At 70.7% G+C, this 17333-nt stretch carries 17 protein-coding genes; 6 read left to right on the top strand and 11 right to left on the bottom strand.

The genetic code is table 11. From position 1 onward, the window contains the following. The first annotated feature begins 188 nt into the window (after window positions 1-188). Complete coding sequence (locus ACFQU4_RS08505; protein WP_377489567.1) at window positions 189-821, top strand: acVLRF1 family peptidyl-tRNA hydrolase; 633 nt, start codon at window positions 189-191, stop codon at window positions 819-821. 109 nt (window positions 822-930) lie between these two features. Here ACFQU4_RS08505 and pdxH read toward each other — a convergent pair whose 3' ends face one another. Continuing rightward, window positions 931-1593 (bottom strand): pyridoxamine 5'-phosphate oxidase, encoded by a 663-nt coding sequence (gene pdxH, locus ACFQU4_RS08500; protein WP_377489564.1) that lies wholly within the window; start codon window positions 1591-1593, stop codon window positions 931-933. 38 nt (window positions 1594-1631) lie between these two features. On the opposite strand from pdxH, the gene ACFQU4_RS08495 reads away from it, so the two are divergent. Then, on the top strand, window positions 1632-2189 hold the full coding sequence (locus ACFQU4_RS08495) for a hypothetical protein (protein ID WP_377489561.1): 558 nt from the start codon (window positions 1632-1634) through the stop codon (window positions 2187-2189). Beyond that, complete coding sequence (gene serC / locus ACFQU4_RS08490; protein WP_377489558.1) at window positions 2186-3307, top strand: phosphoserine transaminase; 1122 nt, start codon at window positions 2186-2188, stop codon at window positions 3305-3307. The genes ACFQU4_RS08495 and serC overlap by 4 nt, the downstream gene beginning before the upstream one ends. A gap of 18 nt (window positions 3308-3325) precedes the next feature. Here serC and ACFQU4_RS08485 read toward each other — a convergent pair whose 3' ends face one another. After that, complete coding sequence (locus ACFQU4_RS08485; RefSeq protein ID WP_377489555.1) at window positions 3326-4345, bottom strand: hypothetical protein; 1020 nt, start codon at window positions 4343-4345, stop codon at window positions 3326-3328. Window positions 4346-4450: 105 nt separating this feature from the next. On the opposite strand from ACFQU4_RS08485, the gene ACFQU4_RS08480 reads away from it, so the two are divergent. Together ACFQU4_RS08480 and ACFQU4_RS08475 are read left to right on the top strand one after the other, a co-directional pair. Beyond that, window positions 4451-4912 carry a DUF2231 domain-containing protein gene (locus ACFQU4_RS08480; RefSeq protein ID WP_377489552.1) on the top strand — a complete coding sequence of 154 codons (462 nt, stop codon included), beginning with the start codon at window positions 4451-4453 and terminating at the stop codon, window positions 4910-4912. 208 nt (window positions 4913-5120) lie between these two features. Next, a complete protein-coding gene (locus tag ACFQU4_RS08475; protein ID WP_377489549.1) occupies window positions 5121-5780 on the top strand; it encodes a hypothetical protein in 660 nt (219 codons plus the stop codon). Here the strand turns inward: ACFQU4_RS08475 and ACFQU4_RS08470 are convergent, their stop codons facing one another. After that, entirely contained in the window at window positions 5781-6740 is a 960-nt protein-coding gene (locus ACFQU4_RS08470; RefSeq protein ID WP_377489546.1) for an aminoglycoside phosphotransferase family protein, read from the bottom strand. A gap of 41 nt (window positions 6741-6781) precedes the next feature. Beyond that, the gene (locus tag ACFQU4_RS08465) at window positions 6782-7699 is read right to left on the bottom strand and encodes a phytanoyl-CoA dioxygenase family protein (RefSeq protein WP_377489543.1); all 918 of its coding nucleotides are present in this window, start codon (window positions 7697-7699) and stop codon (window positions 6782-6784) included. Between the two features lie 72 nt (window positions 7700-7771). On the opposite strand from ACFQU4_RS08465, the gene ACFQU4_RS08460 reads away from it, so the two are divergent. Further along, a complete protein-coding gene (locus ACFQU4_RS08460) occupies window positions 7772-8545 on the top strand; it encodes an AraC family transcriptional regulator (RefSeq protein ID WP_377489540.1) in 774 nt (257 codons plus the stop codon). Here the strand turns inward: ACFQU4_RS08460 and ACFQU4_RS08455 are convergent. The 7 genes from ACFQU4_RS08455 to ACFQU4_RS08425 all read right to left on the bottom strand — a co-directional run bounded on the left by ACFQU4_RS08455 (window position 8542) and on the right by ACFQU4_RS08425 (window position 17311). Then, window positions 8542-9054 carry a hypothetical protein gene (locus ACFQU4_RS08455; RefSeq protein ID WP_377489537.1) on the bottom strand — a complete coding sequence of 171 codons (513 nt, stop codon included), beginning with the start codon at window positions 9052-9054 and terminating at the stop codon, window positions 8542-8544. The genes ACFQU4_RS08460 and ACFQU4_RS08455 overlap by 4 nt on opposite strands. A 9-nt stretch (window positions 9055-9063) precedes the next feature. Continuing rightward, on the bottom strand, window positions 9064-9357 hold the full coding sequence (locus tag ACFQU4_RS08450; protein WP_377489534.1) for a MazG nucleotide pyrophosphohydrolase domain-containing protein: 294 nt from the start codon (window positions 9355-9357) through the stop codon (window positions 9064-9066). Between the two features lie 10 nt (window positions 9358-9367). Then, window positions 9368-9919, bottom strand: a complete 552-nt coding sequence (locus tag ACFQU4_RS08445) for a hypothetical protein (RefSeq protein WP_377489531.1) — start codon at window positions 9917-9919, stop codon at window positions 9368-9370. 55 nt (window positions 9920-9974) lie between these two features. Next, window positions 9975-10868: a transglutaminase domain-containing protein gene (locus tag ACFQU4_RS08440; RefSeq protein ID WP_377489528.1), complete on the bottom strand. Its 894-nt coding sequence runs from the start codon at window positions 10866-10868 to the stop codon at window positions 9975-9977. 112 nt (window positions 10869-10980) lie between these two features. Beyond that, window positions 10981-13362 (bottom strand): polysaccharide lyase 8 family protein, encoded by a 2382-nt coding sequence (locus tag ACFQU4_RS08435; protein ID WP_377489526.1) that lies wholly within the window; start codon window positions 13360-13362, stop codon window positions 10981-10983. Continuing rightward, window positions 13359-15605 carry a beta-galactosidase gene (locus tag ACFQU4_RS08430; protein ID WP_377489523.1) on the bottom strand — a complete coding sequence of 749 codons (2247 nt, stop codon included), beginning with the start codon at window positions 15603-15605 and terminating at the stop codon, window positions 13359-13361. The genes ACFQU4_RS08435 and ACFQU4_RS08430 overlap by 4 nt, the downstream gene beginning before the upstream one ends. After that, window positions 15602-17311: a right-handed parallel beta-helix repeat-containing protein gene (locus tag ACFQU4_RS08425; protein WP_377489520.1), complete on the bottom strand. Its 1710-nt coding sequence runs from the start codon at window positions 17309-17311 to the stop codon at window positions 15602-15604. Before ACFQU4_RS08425 ends, ACFQU4_RS08430 begins: the two co-directional genes overlap by 4 nt. Window positions 17312-17333: the final 22 nt, after the last annotated feature.

The following is a 17333-nucleotide window of genomic DNA, read 5'->3' as shown; positions in this document are numbered from 1 at the left end:
GTGGCGGCCAGCTAGTCGCTGACCCGGTCCTTCTGGACTGTCGGTCGACGACCGGCTAATCCAAAGGCCGACACCCGGACCCGCGAGCGCCAGGGCTTGTCCTCCTGGCCGTCGATCAGCCGACGCACTGAGATCGGTCGACGACGACCGCTCGCGGGTTCGTCCTTTCTCTGGTAGAAGATCGGACCATGATCAGCAGGACGGTAACCATCCCCGGTGCCCGGTTGCCGGCCTGGCTGGACGGCTTCCGGCGCCGGCACGGCGAGTTCCGAGCCGACCGGGACGCCGACAAGATCACCATCACCGCCGACGACCGGGCGGTCGCCGTGATCACTCCGCCCTTCCCACCGCTGCCACCCGACGGCGATCCGCTGACCGTCCTGCTCGACCATGTCGCGACCGAACGCCGGGTCGGGGCGCTGCTGGTCCGCCGCAGCGGCTACGCGGTCGGCGTCTTCGCCGGCACCACCTTGATCGTCTCGAAGGTCGGTTCCCGTTACGTACAAGGCAAGACCAAGGCCGGCGGCTGGTCGCAACAGCGGTTCGCCCGCCGCCGGGACAACCAGGCGAGCGCCCTCTACGGCAACGTCGCCGATCACGCCGACCGGCTGCTGATCCCGGAACTCCCGACCCTCGACGCCCTGGCCACCGGCGGCGACCGGGCCGGCGTCGACGCCGTCCTCGATGATCATCGACTGGCCCCGCTGCGCCCGTTGATCATGCCCCGGCTCTACCCGGTCCCGGACCCCAAGCTCACCGTCCTGCAGGACCTGCCCCGCCAGTTCACCGCGGTCGAGATCGGCCTCAACGACCTCGCCTGACCCTCGTCACTCTGACCTCAAGTTTTTCACGTAGCGTGAAAAACTGGCTCTTCCCTCGAGATGTATCTCGCGGGAAGAGCCAAGAAGTGTGGGGAAGATGAGGCGGCGGTCAGGGGGCGAGGCGGGTGATGGTCCAGCCGCCGCCGACGCGGTCGTACCGAAGTCGATCATGCATCCGGCTCGGCTGGCCCTGCCAGAACTCGATCATGGCCGGGGTGACCCGGTAGCCGCCCCAGTGCGGCGGGCAGGGTACGTCGCGGTCGGCGAACCGCTGCTCCGCCTGCCGGTACGAGTCCTGGAGTTCCTCGAAGCTCACCTCGCTGGACTGGGCCGACGCCCAGGCGCCGAGCTGGGAGCCGCGCGGCCGGGTGGCGAAGTAGGCCTCCGACTCGGGCCGGGGCAGCGGGGCCGCCGTACCCTCGACGCGGACCTGGCGGTGCAGCGGGTACCAGCCGAAGAGCAGTGACACGGCGGGCTGACCGGCCAGCTCGCGGCCCTTTGCCGAGTCGTAGTTGGTGTAGAAGACGAAGCCGTCCGGGTCGGCCTCCTTCAGCAACACCGTCCGGGACCGCGGGCGGCCCTCGCTGACCGTACCGACGACCATCGCGGTCGGCTCCGGCAGCGCGCCGGATTCCTTGGCGGCAAAGGCTTCCGCGAGCCATGCCTCGAACAGCGGGTACGGACTCGGCGGCGCGGCGGACTCCAGAAGATGATCACCGGTGTAGTCCACCCGCTCGGCGGCGAGGTCTGCGTTGCTCGGAGTGTCGGCCACGGGCCCAGTCTCGCATTCGACGGCGATAGGGTCGCGGCATGGCCGATTCGGACTACGCGATCTTCCTCAACGGCTCGTACGGAGTCGGCAAATCGTCCACCCTGGACCACATCGGCGACCTGCTGTTCCGGACCGAGCAGCCGTTCAGCCTGATGGATGTCGACTGGTTCCACCGGTCCTGGCCGGTCGCGGACTTCGACCTCGGCAACAAGATCATCGAGGCCGAGAACATGGCCTTCGCCTGGAACAACTACCAGCGGGTCGGGCCGCGCCGGCTGGTGATCAGCGGCGTGATCTCCGACCCGGTGATCCACGACCGCTATCGGACCGCGCTCGGCCTGGAGATCCGGCCGGTCCGGCTGGTCGCCTCGCCGGAGACCACCGAGCGGCGGCTGCACGGCCGCTACTCGGCGTCCCAGGACGATGCCCTGACCTGGCATCTGGAACGGCACCTCGAGCTCACCCGGCAGCTGGCCGAGGCGGACCTGGACGAGGTGGTGATCGACACCGACGCGCTGCCGCCGCATGCGGTCGCGGAGCAGGTGCTGAGCCATTTCGGCCTGCTGCCGGCCGGATGGAAGAATGACCGGACGTGACCGAGCTTCAGATTCCCGCCGAACTGCTCCCTGCCGACGGCCGGTTCGGCTCCGGCCCGGCCAAGGTCCGGCCGGAGTCGATCAAGGCGCTGGCCGTTGACCGGGCCGACCTGCTCGGCACCTCGCACCGGCAGGCTCCGATCCGCCGGCTGGTCGCCGAGGTGAAGGAGGGCCTGGCCACCCTGTTCGCCCTGCCGGACGGCTATCAGGTGGTGCTCGGCAACGGCGGCTCCACCCTGTTCTGGGACCTTTCCATCGCGTCCCTGATCCGGCGCCGCAGCGCCCACGGCAGCTTCGGTGAGTTCTCCGCGAAGTTCGCGGCGGCGGCCGGCGCGGCACCGCATCTGGAGGCGCCCGCGGTCACCTCCGCGGATCCCGGCTCGATCGCGGTCCCGGCCGCGGTGCCCGGCGTGGACAGCTACGCCTGGGCGCACAACGAGACCTCCACGGGTGCGATCGCGCCGGTGCGGCGGGTGGCCGGTGCCGACGACGGCGCGCTGATGATCATCGACGGTACGTCCGCGGCCGGCGGCGTCCAGGTCGACGTCGCCGAGTCCGACGTGTACTACTTCGCTCCGCAGAAGAGCTTCGGCTCCGACGGCGGCCTCTGGCTGGCCCTGCTGTCGCCGGCCGCGCTGGACCGCGCCGCCGAGATCGCGGCCACGGACCGGTGGATCCCGGAGAGCCTCAGCCTGGCCGTGGCGATCGACAACTCGGCCAAGGACCAGACGCTGAACACCCCGGCGATCGCGACGTTGATCATGCTCGCCGACCAGCTGCGCTGGCTCAATGATCATGGAGGGCTGGCGTTCGCCGCGGCCCGGACAGCCGAGTCCTCGACCCGGCTCTACGACTGGGCGGAGGCCTCGCCGGTCGCCACCCCGTTCGTCACCGATCCGGCGCAGCGCTCCCCCGTCGTCGGCACGATCGACTTCACCGGCGTGGACGCGGCCCGGATCGCCGCCGTGCTGCGCGCGAACGGGGTCGTCGACACGGAGCCGTACCGGAAACTGGGCCGGAACCAGCTCCGAGTCGGGATGTATCCGAACGTCGACCCGGACGACGTCAGCCAGCTCTGCCGCTGCGTCGACTGGGTCCTGGACCGCCTTGCCGACTGAGCTACGACTGACGGCTGCTCAGCGGCCCTTGAGCAGGGCGACCACCAGGCCGGCGATCAGGGCGACCACGGCCGCGGCACCGAGGGAGAACATGGTGCCGACCCGGCTCGGCCCGGCCGTCGGCGGCGCCGTCTCGGACGGTTCCGGCGCCGGGGCACTGGTGGACGGCTTCGGGGTCTTCGACTCCTTCTTCGGCGGCTTGTTCGATCCCTTCGCGGCCTCTTTCACCTCGTCCGGGATGGCGACCTGGAGTACCTCGGAATCCTTGCCCTCGCTGCCGACCAGCAGGTTCTCGCCGTCCAGCGAGACGGTGATCGACTCGCCCTGGCGCTGGAACGGCAGCGGCGCCCGGGCGATCAGTTCATGATCATCGTTGTCGTAGATCTCGACCGAGACGTACGTCCGCAGAGCCACGCCCTGGCCGTCCGGCAGGGAGACCGCGTCGGTGACGAAGGCCGGCGCGTCGGCGATCCGTTCCAGCTCGTTGACGCCCTGCCGGGACGGGTTCTCCGGGGCCGCGTAGACGCCGCCGTCGGATTCCTTGCTGACGATGTAGAGCCGGCCGTCGTCGTCGACGTACAGCGCCTCGGCGTCCCGCGGGCCGTCCGGATACTCGAAGTCGAAGGAGCGGTACTGGCGCGACTCGGAACCCGGTTCAGCATTGTCGAAGTAGTAGACCGTGACGAACTCGCGCTCGCCGTCGTTGTCACCGATGTCGGCCAGATAGAGCCGGCCGTCGTGGAAGGCGACCGCCTCGATGTCGGTCGGCTCGCCGCGGAAGGACAGGGTGCCGGTGACTTCGCCGTCCGAGTCCAGCGCGAAGGCCCGGCCCTCGTCGCCGGAGTCGTTGACGGTCCAGTAGCGCTCGTTGTCGAAGTCGGTCGCCAGCCCGGACGACTCCTCGATCCGCTCGTCGCTGATCGTGAACGCCACCTTGTCCTCGGCCGTGGCCGGGCGCGGCGTCGCCGCCCACAACCCGGCGGAGAGCGGCAGCAGGATCAGCGCCGACACCAGGACGCGCCCGGCCGTCCGCATCATCCGTTGTCCTCCGTTTCGGCGATTCATCCGCCAACAGAGAGTACGTGATCCTGCCGAGCCCGCCGAGTGCTGGCCCATCGGCCGCGCGCTCTTTACGCTTCAACCATGGAACTCGCCGGGATACCGCTGCACCCACTGGTCGTGCACGCGGTGGTCGTCTTCGTCCCGCTGGCGGCTCTCGGCGCGATCGCCATCGCGGTCTCGGTCTGGGTCCGCCGCCGGTACGGCTGGCTGACGACCGCCTTCGCCCTCGTCGCCGCCGGGTCGACCTTCGTGGCGCAGCAGGCCGGCGCCCACCTGTACGAGTCGTTCCCGCGCCCGACCGCGGAGATGACCAGCCACATGGAGATCGCCAGCGGCCTGCTGCCCTGGGTGGTGCTGCTGTTCGTCGGGGCCGCCGCCGTGACCGTGCTCCAGTTCCTGATCGACCGTTCCGACACCGCCCCGGAGCTCTGGCAACGGATCGCCACCTGGGTCGGCATGGCGCTCTCGGTCGTCGCCGGCGTCGGCGCGACCGTCCAGGTGGTGCGTGCGGGCCATTCCGGTTCGACGGCCGTGTGGGGCTGAGCCGGGCCTCGTCAGCCGAGCCGCTGCCAGAGGGCGGCGATCACGATCACGGCGAGAAGTCCGATCAGCACGCCGGAGACGATGGCGCGCCTGGTCCGCGGGGTCACCGGTCCATCCTCGCTCCCCGGACCGGCCGATCGAAAATCCACAGGCAGGTGAGCCGCGCCGACTCTGGCAACCCCCGTCGCGGCTCCATTACGGTTCTGCCATGGGAGAGCTTCGGCTGTACGCGATCGGGATCGACGAGGTCCGCGGCACGTACGGCGCCCGCCCCGCGGAGGCGGCCCGGCTGCGCGAGGTGGCGCAGCGAGCCCTCGAGCCCACCCCGGCCGCGCCGTCCGGCGGCCTGCTGTCCAGGCTCGGCCCGATCTTCCGGCGGGACAGTTCGGCCCCGGTGCTCTCGCCGACCCAGCCGCTGCCGGCCGATCTGGACGCGCTGCTCGGCGGCGCGTACGTACCGCCGGACCGGGTCGGCGCGACCTGGCGGCTGCTGGAGATCCTGGTCGCCGGCTCGGCCTGGGGTGCCACCAAGCTCGAGCTGACCTCGCGGTCGCTGGACGACCTGGACTTCGCGCTGGCCCGCGGCGGGGTTTCGGCCGCGGTCGGGCTGCGGCACCTGCTCAACTCCCCGACCAGCGTCAGCCTGGTGCCGGTGCAGGGCCTGGTGGTCGGCTACCACCCGTACCCGAAGGCGCTCGGGATGGCGTCCGCGTACCGGTCGGCGATGCCGGAGATCAAGACGCCGGAGCAGCGGGAGCTGATCTCCGGCCTGGTCAGCTGGCTGGACGGGTTCGTGCACTGGTCCGGCGTCGCCCAGCAGCTCGGCCGGCCCACCCCGGACCTGATCGGGTTCTGGGTCGTCGGCTGACTAACCGGTGGGATCGGTACGGTCCCGCCAACGCACTTCCGCCAACGGACCGGCCGACGTGAGCAGGGACCGGCCCAACTCCGGGGCACCGTGACGCAGCGCGTACAGGCCGGTGGAGACGCGCTCGAGATAGCCCCATTCCCAGATCGCCTCCGCGTCGACGCCGGTCCGGTCGGCCAGCAGCCGGCAGTAGCCGCGGGCCAGCCCGACCGGATCGTCGGCGGCGATCAGCTGGTGCCGCCAGTCGCGCAGGACGACGCCGAGGTCGTACGCGCGGTCGTCGAGGAAACCGTCCGGGTCAACGAACACGAACTCGGGGCTGCCGTCCGGCCGCGGTGTGAGCACTCGGAGCGCGTTGCCGGGATGCGGATCCCCGTGTGCGACGACCGACCGTTCAAGATCGAAAGCGGCGCTGCGCCGCTCCGCGTACTCCAGGGCCCGATCGATCACCCGGCGCGGGCAGGGCCGGCCGAGCAGCGGCCAGCTCTCCTCGATCGCCTCGGCCAGCGCCGTGGCCTTGTCCGGCACCGGACGGGCCGACGGGCCGGCGGCCCGCGGAACCCGCCAGGCCTCGGCCAGGGTGTCGCAGAGGATCGTCATCGTCTGCTCCGGCGAAGCGTGCAGGTCCTCCAGCGACGGACCGAGTCCGTCCAGCAGAAGGGCGTTCCGGTCCAGGTCGGACGCCAGCAGACGGACGTACCCGCGCCCGGCCGCGCGCTCCAAGGTCGCCGCCTGGTCCGTCAGGTCGAGATCGGGCTGGCTCAGCTTCAGCACGACCGAACGGCCTTCGGCGGTACGGGCCCGCAGCACCAGCGACGTGCTACCGCCGGCGAGTTGCTCGCCCAGTCGCAGCGACCAGTTCCGGCTGAGTTCCGCGAGCACGCCGGGCAGTGCGTCGAGCCAGTCGGTGCCCGGCCGCCCCAAGGCCTGGGCGCGAGCCCGTACGCGATCCGGGACCATGGCCGCACCCTATGCCGGTTCCGCCCAGGCCGTCGCGCGGATTAGCCGAGGTGCTCGGGCCGCTCGGCGAGCCAGTCCTCCCGGGTGGCCACCCGTTCCGGGTGCCGCCGGCTCCGGGCCAGGAAGCCCGCGCCGTGCTGCGGCATCGGGTCCTGGTCGGTGGGCTGGTAGCGCAGGTCGACGCTCCACCGGACGTGATCGGAGTCGTTCGGCGTGGAGCTGTGCACCAGGCGGTCGTTGAACAGGATCGCCGTTCCGGCCCGGACCGGCAGGGCGGCGACCCGGCTCGGCTCCAGGTCCAGCTCGCCGGCGCCGAGGGTGAGATAGCCGGTGCCGGACTGTTCCTCGGCCTGGTAGGTCATCACCCGGTGCCGCTGGGTCCGCGGGTAGACGTGCAGGCAGCCGTTCTCCAGGGTGGCGTCGACGAAGGAGATCCAGACCGTGATCACCGGGTTGGAGTTGGCGTCCGGCCAGTACGACTTGTCCTGGTGCCAGGGCACCGCGCCGGCCGCGATCTTGGGCACCTTGGGCCGGACGTTGTAGACCGGGTTGGCGAAGATCTCGGGGCCGATCAGGCTCTCCACCGCGTCCAGGACCTTCGGGTTGCTCATCAGGGTGTGATAGCCAGCGATCCGGTCCCGCCAGCTGCGTCCGTACTCGAGGAAGTCGTCGCCGGTCAGCCCGTCGAACAACCGGGCCAGCCGGTACGGGAAGCCGACCGCGGTCAGCGGGTCGTCGATCTTGCCGGCGGCCAGCAGGTCGGCCGCGATCCGGTCCACCTTCTCGGTCAGCGCGGCCCGGACCGGGGCCATGTCGGCGTCGTCGAGCAGCCCGTCGAGGACCAGGTAACCCTCGGTGTCGTACCGGAGGACCTGGTCCTCGGTCAGGCTCCCGTGGTTGCCGGCGCGCATCCGTGCGTTGCCGAGTTGATCATCGTTACGGTCGATCGCAGCTCTCATGTCTTGTGACATTACGAATCTCTGCCGCCGAGGTCGTGGTCAAGACCGATCGGTTGGTGGTAGAAACCGATCATGTCCCCCGGCCACGTCCCGCTCCGGCTCGACACCCCGCCCGAGGTGGTCGGTGTCGGGGTCGGCCGGCACGGCCTGCGGGAACGGGTCGAGCAGTGGCTGTTGCCGGAACTCCATTCCGTCCACCTGTACGACTACCACGCGGAGGTCGTCGTGGCCGGCGTCGCGTACCCGATCCGGCCGGGCGCGCTGAGCATCATCCCGGCCGGCACACCGATGGAGTTCCGGTACCGGGGACCGTCGGAGCACGTGTTCGCCCACCTGAGGCTGCCCCGCGCCGGCCGGACCATGTCGGCCCCGATCATGCAGGACCTCGGCGACGAGGCCGGCTCCGTGCGGGACCGGCTCACCGCGATCGTCGTCGCCCCGGCCGCGCGGCGATCGGCCGAGTTGTGGTCACTCCTGTGGCGGGCGTCGACCGGGCCGGCCGGGCCCGATCCGGGCGCCGGACCCGATCATCCGGCGGTCGCGGCGGCGGTGGCGTACCTCGAGGCGAATCTGGCCCGGCGGATCACCGTCGAGCGGGTGGCCGCTGCCGCGCTCGTCTCGGCCAGCCACCTGAATCGGCTGTTCCGAACGAGATTCGGCATCGGTGTCGCGGGCTATGTCCGGCGGCGCCGGGCGGACCAGGTGGAGCACCTGCTCCGGGACACGACGCAGTCGATCAGCTCGGTCGCCGCGAGCATCGGGATCAGCGACCTGCAGACGTTCAACAAGTTCTGCCGGGCCAGGCTCGGCGCCTCGCCGCGGCAACTCCGGGACGGCCCGCGTTAGCCCGTCTTCTCGCGCACGAAGAGGTCTCCGGTCTGCGCGTTCCAGATGCGGTCCTGGTCCGGCAGGTCGTCACCGGAGTAGTAGTCCGGGATGTCGATCTTGGTTCCCGCCGGGTAGAAGGTGCCGAAGGGCGCGCCCGCGAACGAGTACTGCAGTCCCCCGTCCTCCATCCGGAACGGCTTGCCCACGATCTTGTCGCTGGAGCCGTCGTCGTAGCTGACCTTGGGAAGCTTCACCGTGAGGCAACGCTTGTCGTTGCTCTGCTTCGTCGGACACCACTCGCCCTCGACGGTCCCCTTGGCCTTCGTGGGCTTCGGGGTGGGACTCGGAGTCGGGCTCGGCGTCGGTGTGGGCGTTGGGGTCGGCGTAGGTGTGGGGGTTCCGGCCGAGGTCTGGGCTTCGGGCGGTGTCGCCGCGGAATCCGCGGGACCGGCGGCCGAGCAGCCGGACACGGTGAGCATCGCAGCCAGGATGATCCCGGCGGCGGCCGCGGCGCGGTTCTGAGTCATGGGTTCAGCTCAGAGCCACTTCTTCTTGACCTCGGCCTCGAGGTCGATGTCGTACTGGCGGGCGAGCAGCAGGACGTGCGCGAACACGTCGGCCATCTCCTCGCCGAGCAGGTCGTCCACGTCGGCGGCGTCGAGGCCGTGGTCGCGGGACTGGCCGCTGCGCATCAGGTAGGCCCGGGTCAGTTCCCCGACCTCCTCGTTGAGCTTCAGCATCAGCCAGTCCGGCGTCCGTTCGATCTTGAAATGCCGGACGTACGACTCCGACCGGGTCTCGACGGCTTCGGACAGTTCGCGCAGCTCCATGTCTGCGAGCCTAGAGGGTAGGCCGCGCCGGCACCGGCCCACCTCGCCTACTCCGGTTGGTGATCAGGAACACCACCGCCGCCGCGAGCCCGGTCAACCAGCCCCAGTAGAGACCCCAGCCGCCGCCGGCGCTGATCCGCTGCAGGACCAGCTGTTCGACCATCTCCGGCCGGAAGCCGAGGTCGAGCGCCACCAGCGGGGAGGTGGCCAGGGCCGTCAGCCAGCCGCCCAGCACCGCGGCGATCCAGCCGCCGAACAGGAGCGCTGCGAACCCGTACCGTGGGGAGGCGGCGCGAGCCACCAGCCAGACGACCAGCACCACGATGACCGCAAGGACGACGAATCCGACCAGCATCGCCACCAGCGCGAGCGGCCGAGGCCGCAGCGGCGACGAGATCGGCGTGTTGAACAGCACCCGGAGCAGGAGGGCGTCGACCGACGCCAGCGCCATCAGCTGGCTGATCACGCCGCAGACCAGCCCGCCGAGCGGAGCCAGGACCGCAGCGGTGATCACCGCAGCGGTCGTCTTCGGCCGGGTCGGCCCGGGGCTGGGAAGGGACATCGCAGCAGGATAGCGAGGCGCATCGTCCGCGACGGCTCGTCAACGCGATCGACGGCTAGGCAAGCCTGATCGGTCGCGGCGGTTCGCCCCGAGGTGAGAGCTGCAGCACCTCCGCTCCCGGCTTGACCCTGAGATCGGTGGAGTGGATGGCGGCCAGTTCCTGTTCGGCCGATACGTCGCCGGAGTCCGCGCGCAGGACCAGCTCGGCCAGCCGGTCGCCCAGCTCGAGGTCGACCCAGTGGCCGGGCAGCGGCATGGCACCCCAGCTGTCCCAGAGCAGCAACTCGTCTCCGAATCGGTGCGCGACGTCCATGATCAGGTACGAGAGCACGAAGGGCAGCCCGAGGTAGCCGACCGGGCCGATCCGGACACCAAGATCATCAACGGGAGCACCGTTGCGTCGATGATCGGCCCACGCGGCCGCCGCGGTCAGGAAGGTACCCGGCGGAAGATCATGCGGGTCCTCGATCGCACCCCGCGGACCCGCGAGCCAGGGATCGAAGCGGCGCCAGCGCCCACCGATCCACGCCTCACCGACCACGTGATCAGCCCGGGAACCGGGCCGCAGGTAGTTGGCGAACCCGACCCGGCTCCTGGCCGGGATGCCGTGCTGGCGCAGGATGCCGACGGCCAGCAGCACCTGATCACGGCAACAGCCCTGGACCCGCTCCGCCTCGGGACGTGCCTCGGTCAGCGGCGCCCGGTGCCGTTCTTGATCAAGCTCCAGGATGCGGCTGAGCCGCCGGAGGTTGATGTCGCCGTTGGACGACTCGGGCAACGGAACCCGCGCATAGCGGTAGTGCACGATGACGTTGCGCGCGACCTCACAGACCTCGGGCAGGCCCGGCCGGACCGCCAGCAACAGGTGCGCGAGCCGGCCCGGATCGGAGTAGCGCGAGTGACGCGCGTAGTGCGGGGACGGTTGGTCGCCACCGAACTTCGCGGACATCGAGCCTCCTCGACCGTGATCGGCTCAAGTCTGTCGCAGAAGTCCCCCGCGTTCGGCCAGAACATCGCGTCCGACGTCGCAGACCGCACAGCGGGGGACTTCCGCGACAAGCTCACGCCAGCATCAGCCGGGTGGTCCGAGTCCCGCCGACAGCGCCGGCGAGGTCGGCCGTCACGACGGTCGTCGAGCCGGCGGTCACCTCGAGTCCCTGGTCCCGGGTGAGCACCTTCGTCGTGGCCCGGTCGATCGTGATCCGGATCGGGCCGGCCGCTCGGGTCGGATCGGAGACCGCGAGGGTCAGGGTGCGGCCGTCGGACTCGACCATGATCGCCGCGGCCGCGTCCACGGCGACGCCGGCCACGGATCCCGGTGCGAAGAAGGCGGCCATGATCAGATCGCGGTCGAGCAGCCGGATCGCCTGCGCGGACGGGGTGTTGGCGAGGATCTCGAACTGCGGCGCGGCCGCAACCTGGGCCGTCCGTTGGGCCGACGCCCCGGGCAGCAACACATACGCGTAGGACGCGTCCCGCGGCTCGATTCCATGATCGAACCAGAGCGTCAGGTAGCGCCGGGTCAGCGGATCGGTGGTGCCGGCCGCGCTGCCGCTGTCGATGTCGCGCCACGAGGCGGTCCGGTCCTCACGAGCCGCGCGCAGCGTCACGTCCGTCGGGAAGACGTAGCCGCCGACGCCCTTCAGCTGCGCCCAGCCGACGCCGGCGAAGTCACCGGACCAGCCGGCGCCGTTCGGCTGGGCGGCCCCGTCGACGACGAGTTCGGCGCTGCCGCCCTCGTGCAGGTTGCGGTTCTCGACGGTCGTCACGACCGGGAACCGGCCGCCGGTCCCCTCCGTACCGCCGCCGGTGATCCCGGCGCCGAGCGCGATCACCCGGTCGTCGAGACAGAACCAGGCCTTGCGGCCCTGGACCTGGGTCGCGCCCGGAGCGACGATCCCGCGGACCGCCATCCCAACCAGGCCGAGGGTTCCGGAGGGCGAGGCGACGCCGCCGACCCAGCTGGTGTCCGGCCGCGACGCCCCACCCGCACCGATCGGCAGCGGCGTGGTGTCCGCCGTGGTCCCCGGCAGCCGGTACGGGTCGACCGTCGGCCAGAAGCCGTCGGTGAACTGCGCGTCGTCGGCGTCGTAGAGATAGGTCATCCCCGACCCGGTGTGCCAGCCGTGCTTGTTCTGGTCGTTGAGTGACTCGTAGTAGCCGATCCGGCGGCTGGACATCGAGATCGCGTACGTCCAGGCCGGCCGCCGGTGCACCGCCCGGTTCATGATCGGGAACTGGCGATGCTCGGTCCGCTCCGCCGTCGCCGGGATCGCCGGATCGTCGAGGACTTGGGCGAACAGCGCCAGCCGTGCCGGCCCGGCTCCCCAGCGGGTCGACTCCGGCGGGAACGGTCGCGCGGTGTCCCGGGCCAGCCAGCCCTTGACCAGCCCACGCCAGCGCAGCGCCCGCTCGGGATCGACGGCCTGGGCCAGCCGGAGGATGTGCTCCATCGTGATGTAGCCGGAGATCCGGTCGGACTCCAGCTGCACCGAGATCGCCCGGCCGCGGACGCAGTCCATCATCTTGCCGTCGTGGATCAGCGGCGCATAGGACCGTTCGACGACGCCGAAGAAGTCCTCCCGGTTCGGGTCGGTGATCTTCCACGGCGTCGCGGCCAGCATCGCGAACAGCCGGGCCAGGCCGCCGAGCTGGACCATGCCGTAGGACCCCGTGTACGCGTACACGCTGTGCCCGATGTAGGAACCGTCGGCGTAGAAACCGTCGCTCTTGGTGACCAGCGGCAGCAGCGGCGCGAGCGCGACGACGCCCCGGGTGATCCGTCCCTCGTCATCGGTCAGGATCCCGTCCAGGATGGAGATCTCGATCACGTCGGAACCGTTGGAGCCGACCCACTCGACCGGATCGAGGGTGCCCGGATCGGGGACGAAGAACTTCACGGCGGCGCTGTAGTCCGCGAGGTCCGCCGCCGGCAGCACCTCGTGCACCAGGCTGGCGGCGTGCAGCAGCGCCCTGGGCCCGCCGATCACCCAGAACCACCAGTTGCCCGGTCGCTCGCCGCCGGCGTGATAGATCTGGTCGTGGGTGAGCCGGAGGCCGGCGAGGACGACCTCGGCCAGCTCATGATCATCATGGCGTGCGGCACCGGGGGTGGCGTACGCGAGGGCAAGATCACGCAGCCTTTCGTACGTGTAGCGCATGTTCGGCGGGTCGAACGGCAGGTCGGTGAAGACCCGGTCCCGGTCCGGCCGACGGTCCAGCAGGGCGAGCAGTTCGTCTGCGCGCTCGTCCACGTCGACCAGCGAGGCCTTGATCAACGCGTTGGTCAGGTCGGGGGTGCCGCCGGTCAGGATGTCGCGCAGGATCGCCCGCGCTGCGGCGAAGTCCTCGGGCGACGCGGCGTGTGCGGTGGCCGGTAGCAGGGTTCCGGCCACGGCGGCGGCGCCGGCAGCGGCGACGAAGGTACGGCGAGGCATGATCATCTTCTACTCTCTCCCTGGTCTGCGTCGAGCAAGGCCGACGTCTTGGCGAACGGGCGGACCGAGCGGATCGCGGCCGGCCCGATGATCTTGTCCCGGCTGTCCAGCAGCATCGCCGGCATCAGGCGCTCGGCCTCCTCCTCGACGACGGGCTCGACCCGGAACTGGACGCCGGTGGTCAGTGCGGAGGCGAACCGGCCGAGCTTGACCCGCCACGGCACGCCCTGGTTGAAGTTGTCCGCGATCAGCCGGCCGGTGCCCGTGTCGAAGGCGCGGCAGAGGTCGCCGACGTAGTCCAGGTCGATCCACAGGTCGTCCGGCTCGGTGATCGTTCCGGCCGCGACCCGGAGCACCCAGCGGGACTCCGACAGCCGCTCGATCTCAAGATCATCCGGCTCCAGCCGGGGTGCCGGCAGCGACGCCTCCTGGAGCTCCTCGCCGGGCAGCAGCCGCAGCGTAGCCGGCTTCGGATCGGTGCTCCCGAGCGGGACGAAGCGGGACAGCCGGAGTCCTTCCGGTGTCTCGGTCAGTTCGTCCTCGCTGATCACCAGCCGCTTGCCGGCCCGGCCGGTGATCACCTGGGCGCGTTCGGCGGCGGCCCGGTCGAGCGTGATCAACTCCACCGTACGGTCAGCGATCGGGATCGAGGCGGTGCCGCCGGACGAGGTCAGCGCCAGCCGCTCACCGCCGGCCTCGAGGACGTACTCGACCGGCTCCGCCGTCGGCGCGAACGAGACCAGGCACGGCCGTTCCGCCGTGCCCAGCCTGGCCAGCGGCTGGGCGGTCGCGGACCTCAGCGTGACCCCGTGCCCGAGCTCAAGGTTCACCGGCAGGATCGCCCACCCGGCCGACGGGACGGCGAGCCGGGCCTGGCGCGGCAGCACGACCTCGTCGGCGGCCAGGGTGACCCGGACGGTCACCTCGTCCCGGTCCGACAGCGCGGTGTTGTTGCCGTAGTTGCTGAGGAAGACGAACCCGCCGTGATCATCGGCACGGACGACGGCCCGGAGTCGATCATCGTCGGGATCCGTCACGGGGTCCTGGACCGGGACCGACGCCGTCCGGGCCAGCTCGCCGCCGAACTCGCGGACGAACAGGTTCAGCGGATTCGCCCGGTAGAAGGAGTCCCGCCGCTCCCCGAACTCGCTCACCGGTGCCCAGAAGTCGTACGAACGCAGGCCGAACGCCGGCTCCTTGGTCATCCAGCCGAAGCCGTCGCCCCGAACCGGATTCGTCCCGCCGTGGGCCAGGTAGTAGCCGAGGAAGATCGACTCCGCGCCGCCGAGCCGGGTCAGCGCCGTGGTGATCATCATCTCCGGCGGCGACATCGGCCGGTACGCGGCCCGGCCGGGCGATCCGGTGCCGAGCTCGCTGAACGCGATCGGCAGCCTTCCCCGGTACGGATACGCCGGCCCGCCGCCGAACGTCGTGAGCGGGCTGTTCGGGCCGAGCCGGGGATGCAGGTCGAAGTAGCCGCCGTAGCTGGGCAGGAAGTCGTCGCCGGGCACCTCGCCAGCGGTACCCCAACCGGTCATCGAGAAGATCGGCGCCGCGATGCCGCCCTCGATCGCCAGCCGGCGCAGCTCGGCCATGTGCCGGGTGAACTCGTCCCCTTCGGGACCGCGGTGATCGGTCGCCGTGTAGCCGAACAGGGTGCGCCAGTGGTTGGGCGCGTGGCTGAGTTCGTTCTCCAGCTGGACGATCGCGATCGGGCCGCCGTCGCCCCAGAACCAGCCGCGCAGTTGATCACCGATCGCGGCGTAGTAGCGGGCGACCAGGTCCAGGTAGGCCGGATCGTTGGACCGTTCGGTGACCGGCATCCCGTACAGCCAGGGCGGCAGGCCGCCGAGCAGGAACTCGGCGTTGTTGAACGGGCCGATCCGCGGGGTGAACCACATCCCGTGCTCGGCGCAGATCCGGGCGAAGGCCGCGATGTCGTTGGGGCCGGTGAAGTCGAACCGGCCGGGCTCCGGCTCGACCAGATTCCAGAACCAGTACGACGACACCATGGTGCAGCCGCCGGCCCGCAGCGCCCGGACGGCCTCGGCCCATTCGGCGCGCGGATAGCGCTGCGGGTGGAACTCCCCCGCCACGATCGGCCACGGCTCGCCGTCCAGGGTCAGGTGCTGGTTGTTGGCACCGACCGTCCGGCCGGTCGGGTCGCTGCCGCCCCAGTGCCGAAGATGATCATCACGGATGATCAGCTTCGTGCCGCGGGCATCGCAGGACAAGGAGGTTCGGGTCACAGGTATCCAATCGCCGGGGTCCAGTTCGTGGTGTCGTTCGAGTTCTCGCCGGCCGCTCCCGCATCGACGACGAACCTGATCACGTCGCCCTGGGCGACGGTCAGCGCATCGATCGAGGTCGGCCGGCCGATCCGGTCGGCGCCGCCGATCGCGGTCGGGCCGAGCACGGTGGTCGTACCCGCCGCCGAGGTCCGCAGCACCCGGACCCGGATGCCGTCGCCGCCGACGGCACCCTTGGCGGCCTGGCCGGTGATCGCGATCGTGCCGGCCGCCGGCGCGGTCCACGCCTTGGCGACGTACGCCGAACCGCCGCCGGGATGCCAGGTCCACTTGCCGGCCTGCGGCAGTCCGCCGGCCGCGGGCCGCCAGTCGCCGCTGGCCGGGATGTAGGTCAGCGGGCTCCAGGAAGCGCCGGCGTTCGTCGAGTGTTCGAAGCGCCAGCCGTAGGTCCCTTGTCCGGTGGAGAAGTCGCGCGCCGCGTACCAGATCCGGTCGCTGGTGACCGGGCCCGGGTTCGGTGCCTGACCGCCGATGATCATGCCGTCGAAGGTGGCCCCGTCGTGAAAGGTGAGGCCGCTCGAAGTCCACAGGTTGCGGTCGATCGTGCCGGTGGCCGTCGCCTCGGAGCCGAGCCGGGCGATCCCGGGGACGTTGTTGGCGAAGGAATTGGCGTCGATCGCCACCCCACGATGATCACCGCCCGGCGACGGATGGATGGTGAGGACCTCGACGCCCCAGCCCGCATTGCCGCCGAGGTAGTTGCCGCGCACGGCGACGTCGGTGGTGCCGGCCTCGTAGTCGATCCCGGTCTGATCGGGCGAGCCGGTCGCCTTTGTGTTGACGATCAGGTTGTTCAGCAGCGTCACCTTGGCCACATGGCCCAGGTAGACGCCCGTGGTCCCCGTCGCCATCGGGCAGCCGCCGGCCCCGTCGATCAGCGAGTTGGTGACCAGCACCTCCGTCGCGCTCTGCAGGGTGAGCGAGTTCGGGCAGCCGCCGCCCTCCGGGGCAGGTGCCCCGTCGTCGTGGTGCAGGTGGGCGGCGGTGATCGTGACGTTCTGGATCAGCCGCTCGGTGGTGGTGGCGTTGCCGAGAGCGATCGAGGTCTCGTTGTGGGTTCCCTCGACGTTGTTGATCACCACGCCCTTGACGCCCCACTCGCCGACCGCCGGCGCGGCCTGCCCGGTGATCGCGATGCCGAGCCGGGTGTGGTGGACGTACAGGTTGCTCAGCGTCAGACCCTGGTGACCGATGGTTCCGTACACGGCCTGGAGGCCGGCATCCAACTTGTTCGCCCCGGCACCGTCGAGCTCCAGGTCACGGAAGGCCCAGTACGAACTGTTGGTGACCCGGATGCCGTAGCCGGCCCGGCCGCCGTTGGTGATCTTGGGCCGGTCGCCGCTGCCGTAGCCGGCGACGGTGATCGGCGCAGCCGCGGTGCCGGACCCGGTCAGGTCGAGCGACTCGGCCCAGGTCCGGCCGCGGGCCAGCAGGATCGAGTCGCCGGCACCGTACGGACGGCCGCTGGTGACCCGGGCCAGCGTGCACCACGGCTGGCCGGTCGAGGTGCCCGGGCCACTGTCGCTGCAGCCCGGGTTCGCGTTGTCCACATAGAAGGTGGTGCCCGCGGCGCGTGCCGGTGCCGGGACCAGCGCGGTCCCGATCACCAGCACGACGACGAGCAGGAACCGCTTGATGATCTTCATTGATCGCTCCTTCGTTCGCTAC

Origin of the sequence: Microlunatus sp. GCM10028923 (assembly GCF_042666975.1) — a bacterium.
Classification (GTDB): domain Bacteria; phylum Actinomycetota; class Actinomycetes; order Propionibacteriales; family Propionibacteriaceae; genus Microlunatus.
This window is presented reverse-complemented; position numbering and strand designations above follow the sequence as displayed.

Excerpts from the sequence above, each read along its gene's own strand:
- ACFQU4_RS08505 (WP_377489567.1), top strand. The coding sequence starts at position 189 with ATGATCAGCAGGACGGTAACCATCCCCGGTGCCCGGTTGCCGGCCTGG.
- ACFQU4_RS08495 (WP_377489561.1), top strand. The coding sequence starts at position 1,632 with ATGGCCGATTCGGACTACGCGATCTTCCTCAACGGCTCGTACGGAGTC.
- ACFQU4_RS08485 (WP_377489555.1), bottom strand. The coding sequence starts at position 4,345 with ATGATGCGGACGGCCGGGCGCGTCCTGGTGTCGGCGCTGATCCTGCTG.
- ACFQU4_RS08480 (WP_377489552.1), top strand. The coding sequence starts at position 4,451 with ATGGAACTCGCCGGGATACCGCTGCACCCACTGGTCGTGCACGCGGTG.
- ACFQU4_RS08475 (WP_377489549.1), top strand. The coding sequence starts at position 5,121 with ATGGGAGAGCTTCGGCTGTACGCGATCGGGATCGACGAGGTCCGCGGC.
- ACFQU4_RS08470 (WP_377489546.1), bottom strand. The coding sequence starts at position 6,740 with ATGGTCCCGGATCGCGTACGGGCTCGCGCCCAGGCCTTGGGGCGGCCG.
- ACFQU4_RS08465 (WP_377489543.1), bottom strand. The coding sequence starts at position 7,699 with ATGAGAGCTGCGATCGACCGTAACGATGATCAACTCGGCAACGCACGG.
- ACFQU4_RS08460 (WP_377489540.1), top strand. The coding sequence starts at position 7,772 with ATGTCCCCCGGCCACGTCCCGCTCCGGCTCGACACCCCGCCCGAGGTG.
- ACFQU4_RS08455 (WP_377489537.1), bottom strand. The coding sequence starts at position 9,054 with ATGACTCAGAACCGCGCCGCGGCCGCCGCCGGGATCATCCTGGCTGCG.
- ACFQU4_RS08450 (WP_377489534.1), bottom strand. The coding sequence starts at position 9,357 with ATGGAGCTGCGCGAACTGTCCGAAGCCGTCGAGACCCGGTCGGAGTCG.
- ACFQU4_RS08445 (WP_377489531.1), bottom strand. The coding sequence starts at position 9,919 with ATGTCCCTTCCCAGCCCCGGGCCGACCCGGCCGAAGACGACCGCTGCG.
- ACFQU4_RS08440 (WP_377489528.1), bottom strand. The coding sequence starts at position 10,868 with ATGTCCGCGAAGTTCGGTGGCGACCAACCGTCCCCGCACTACGCGCGT.
- ACFQU4_RS08435 (WP_377489526.1), bottom strand. The coding sequence starts at position 13,362 with ATGATCATGCCTCGCCGTACCTTCGTCGCCGCTGCCGGCGCCGCCGCC.
- ACFQU4_RS08425 (WP_377489520.1), bottom strand. The coding sequence starts at position 17,311 with ATGAAGATCATCAAGCGGTTCCTGCTCGTCGTCGTGCTGGTGATCGGG.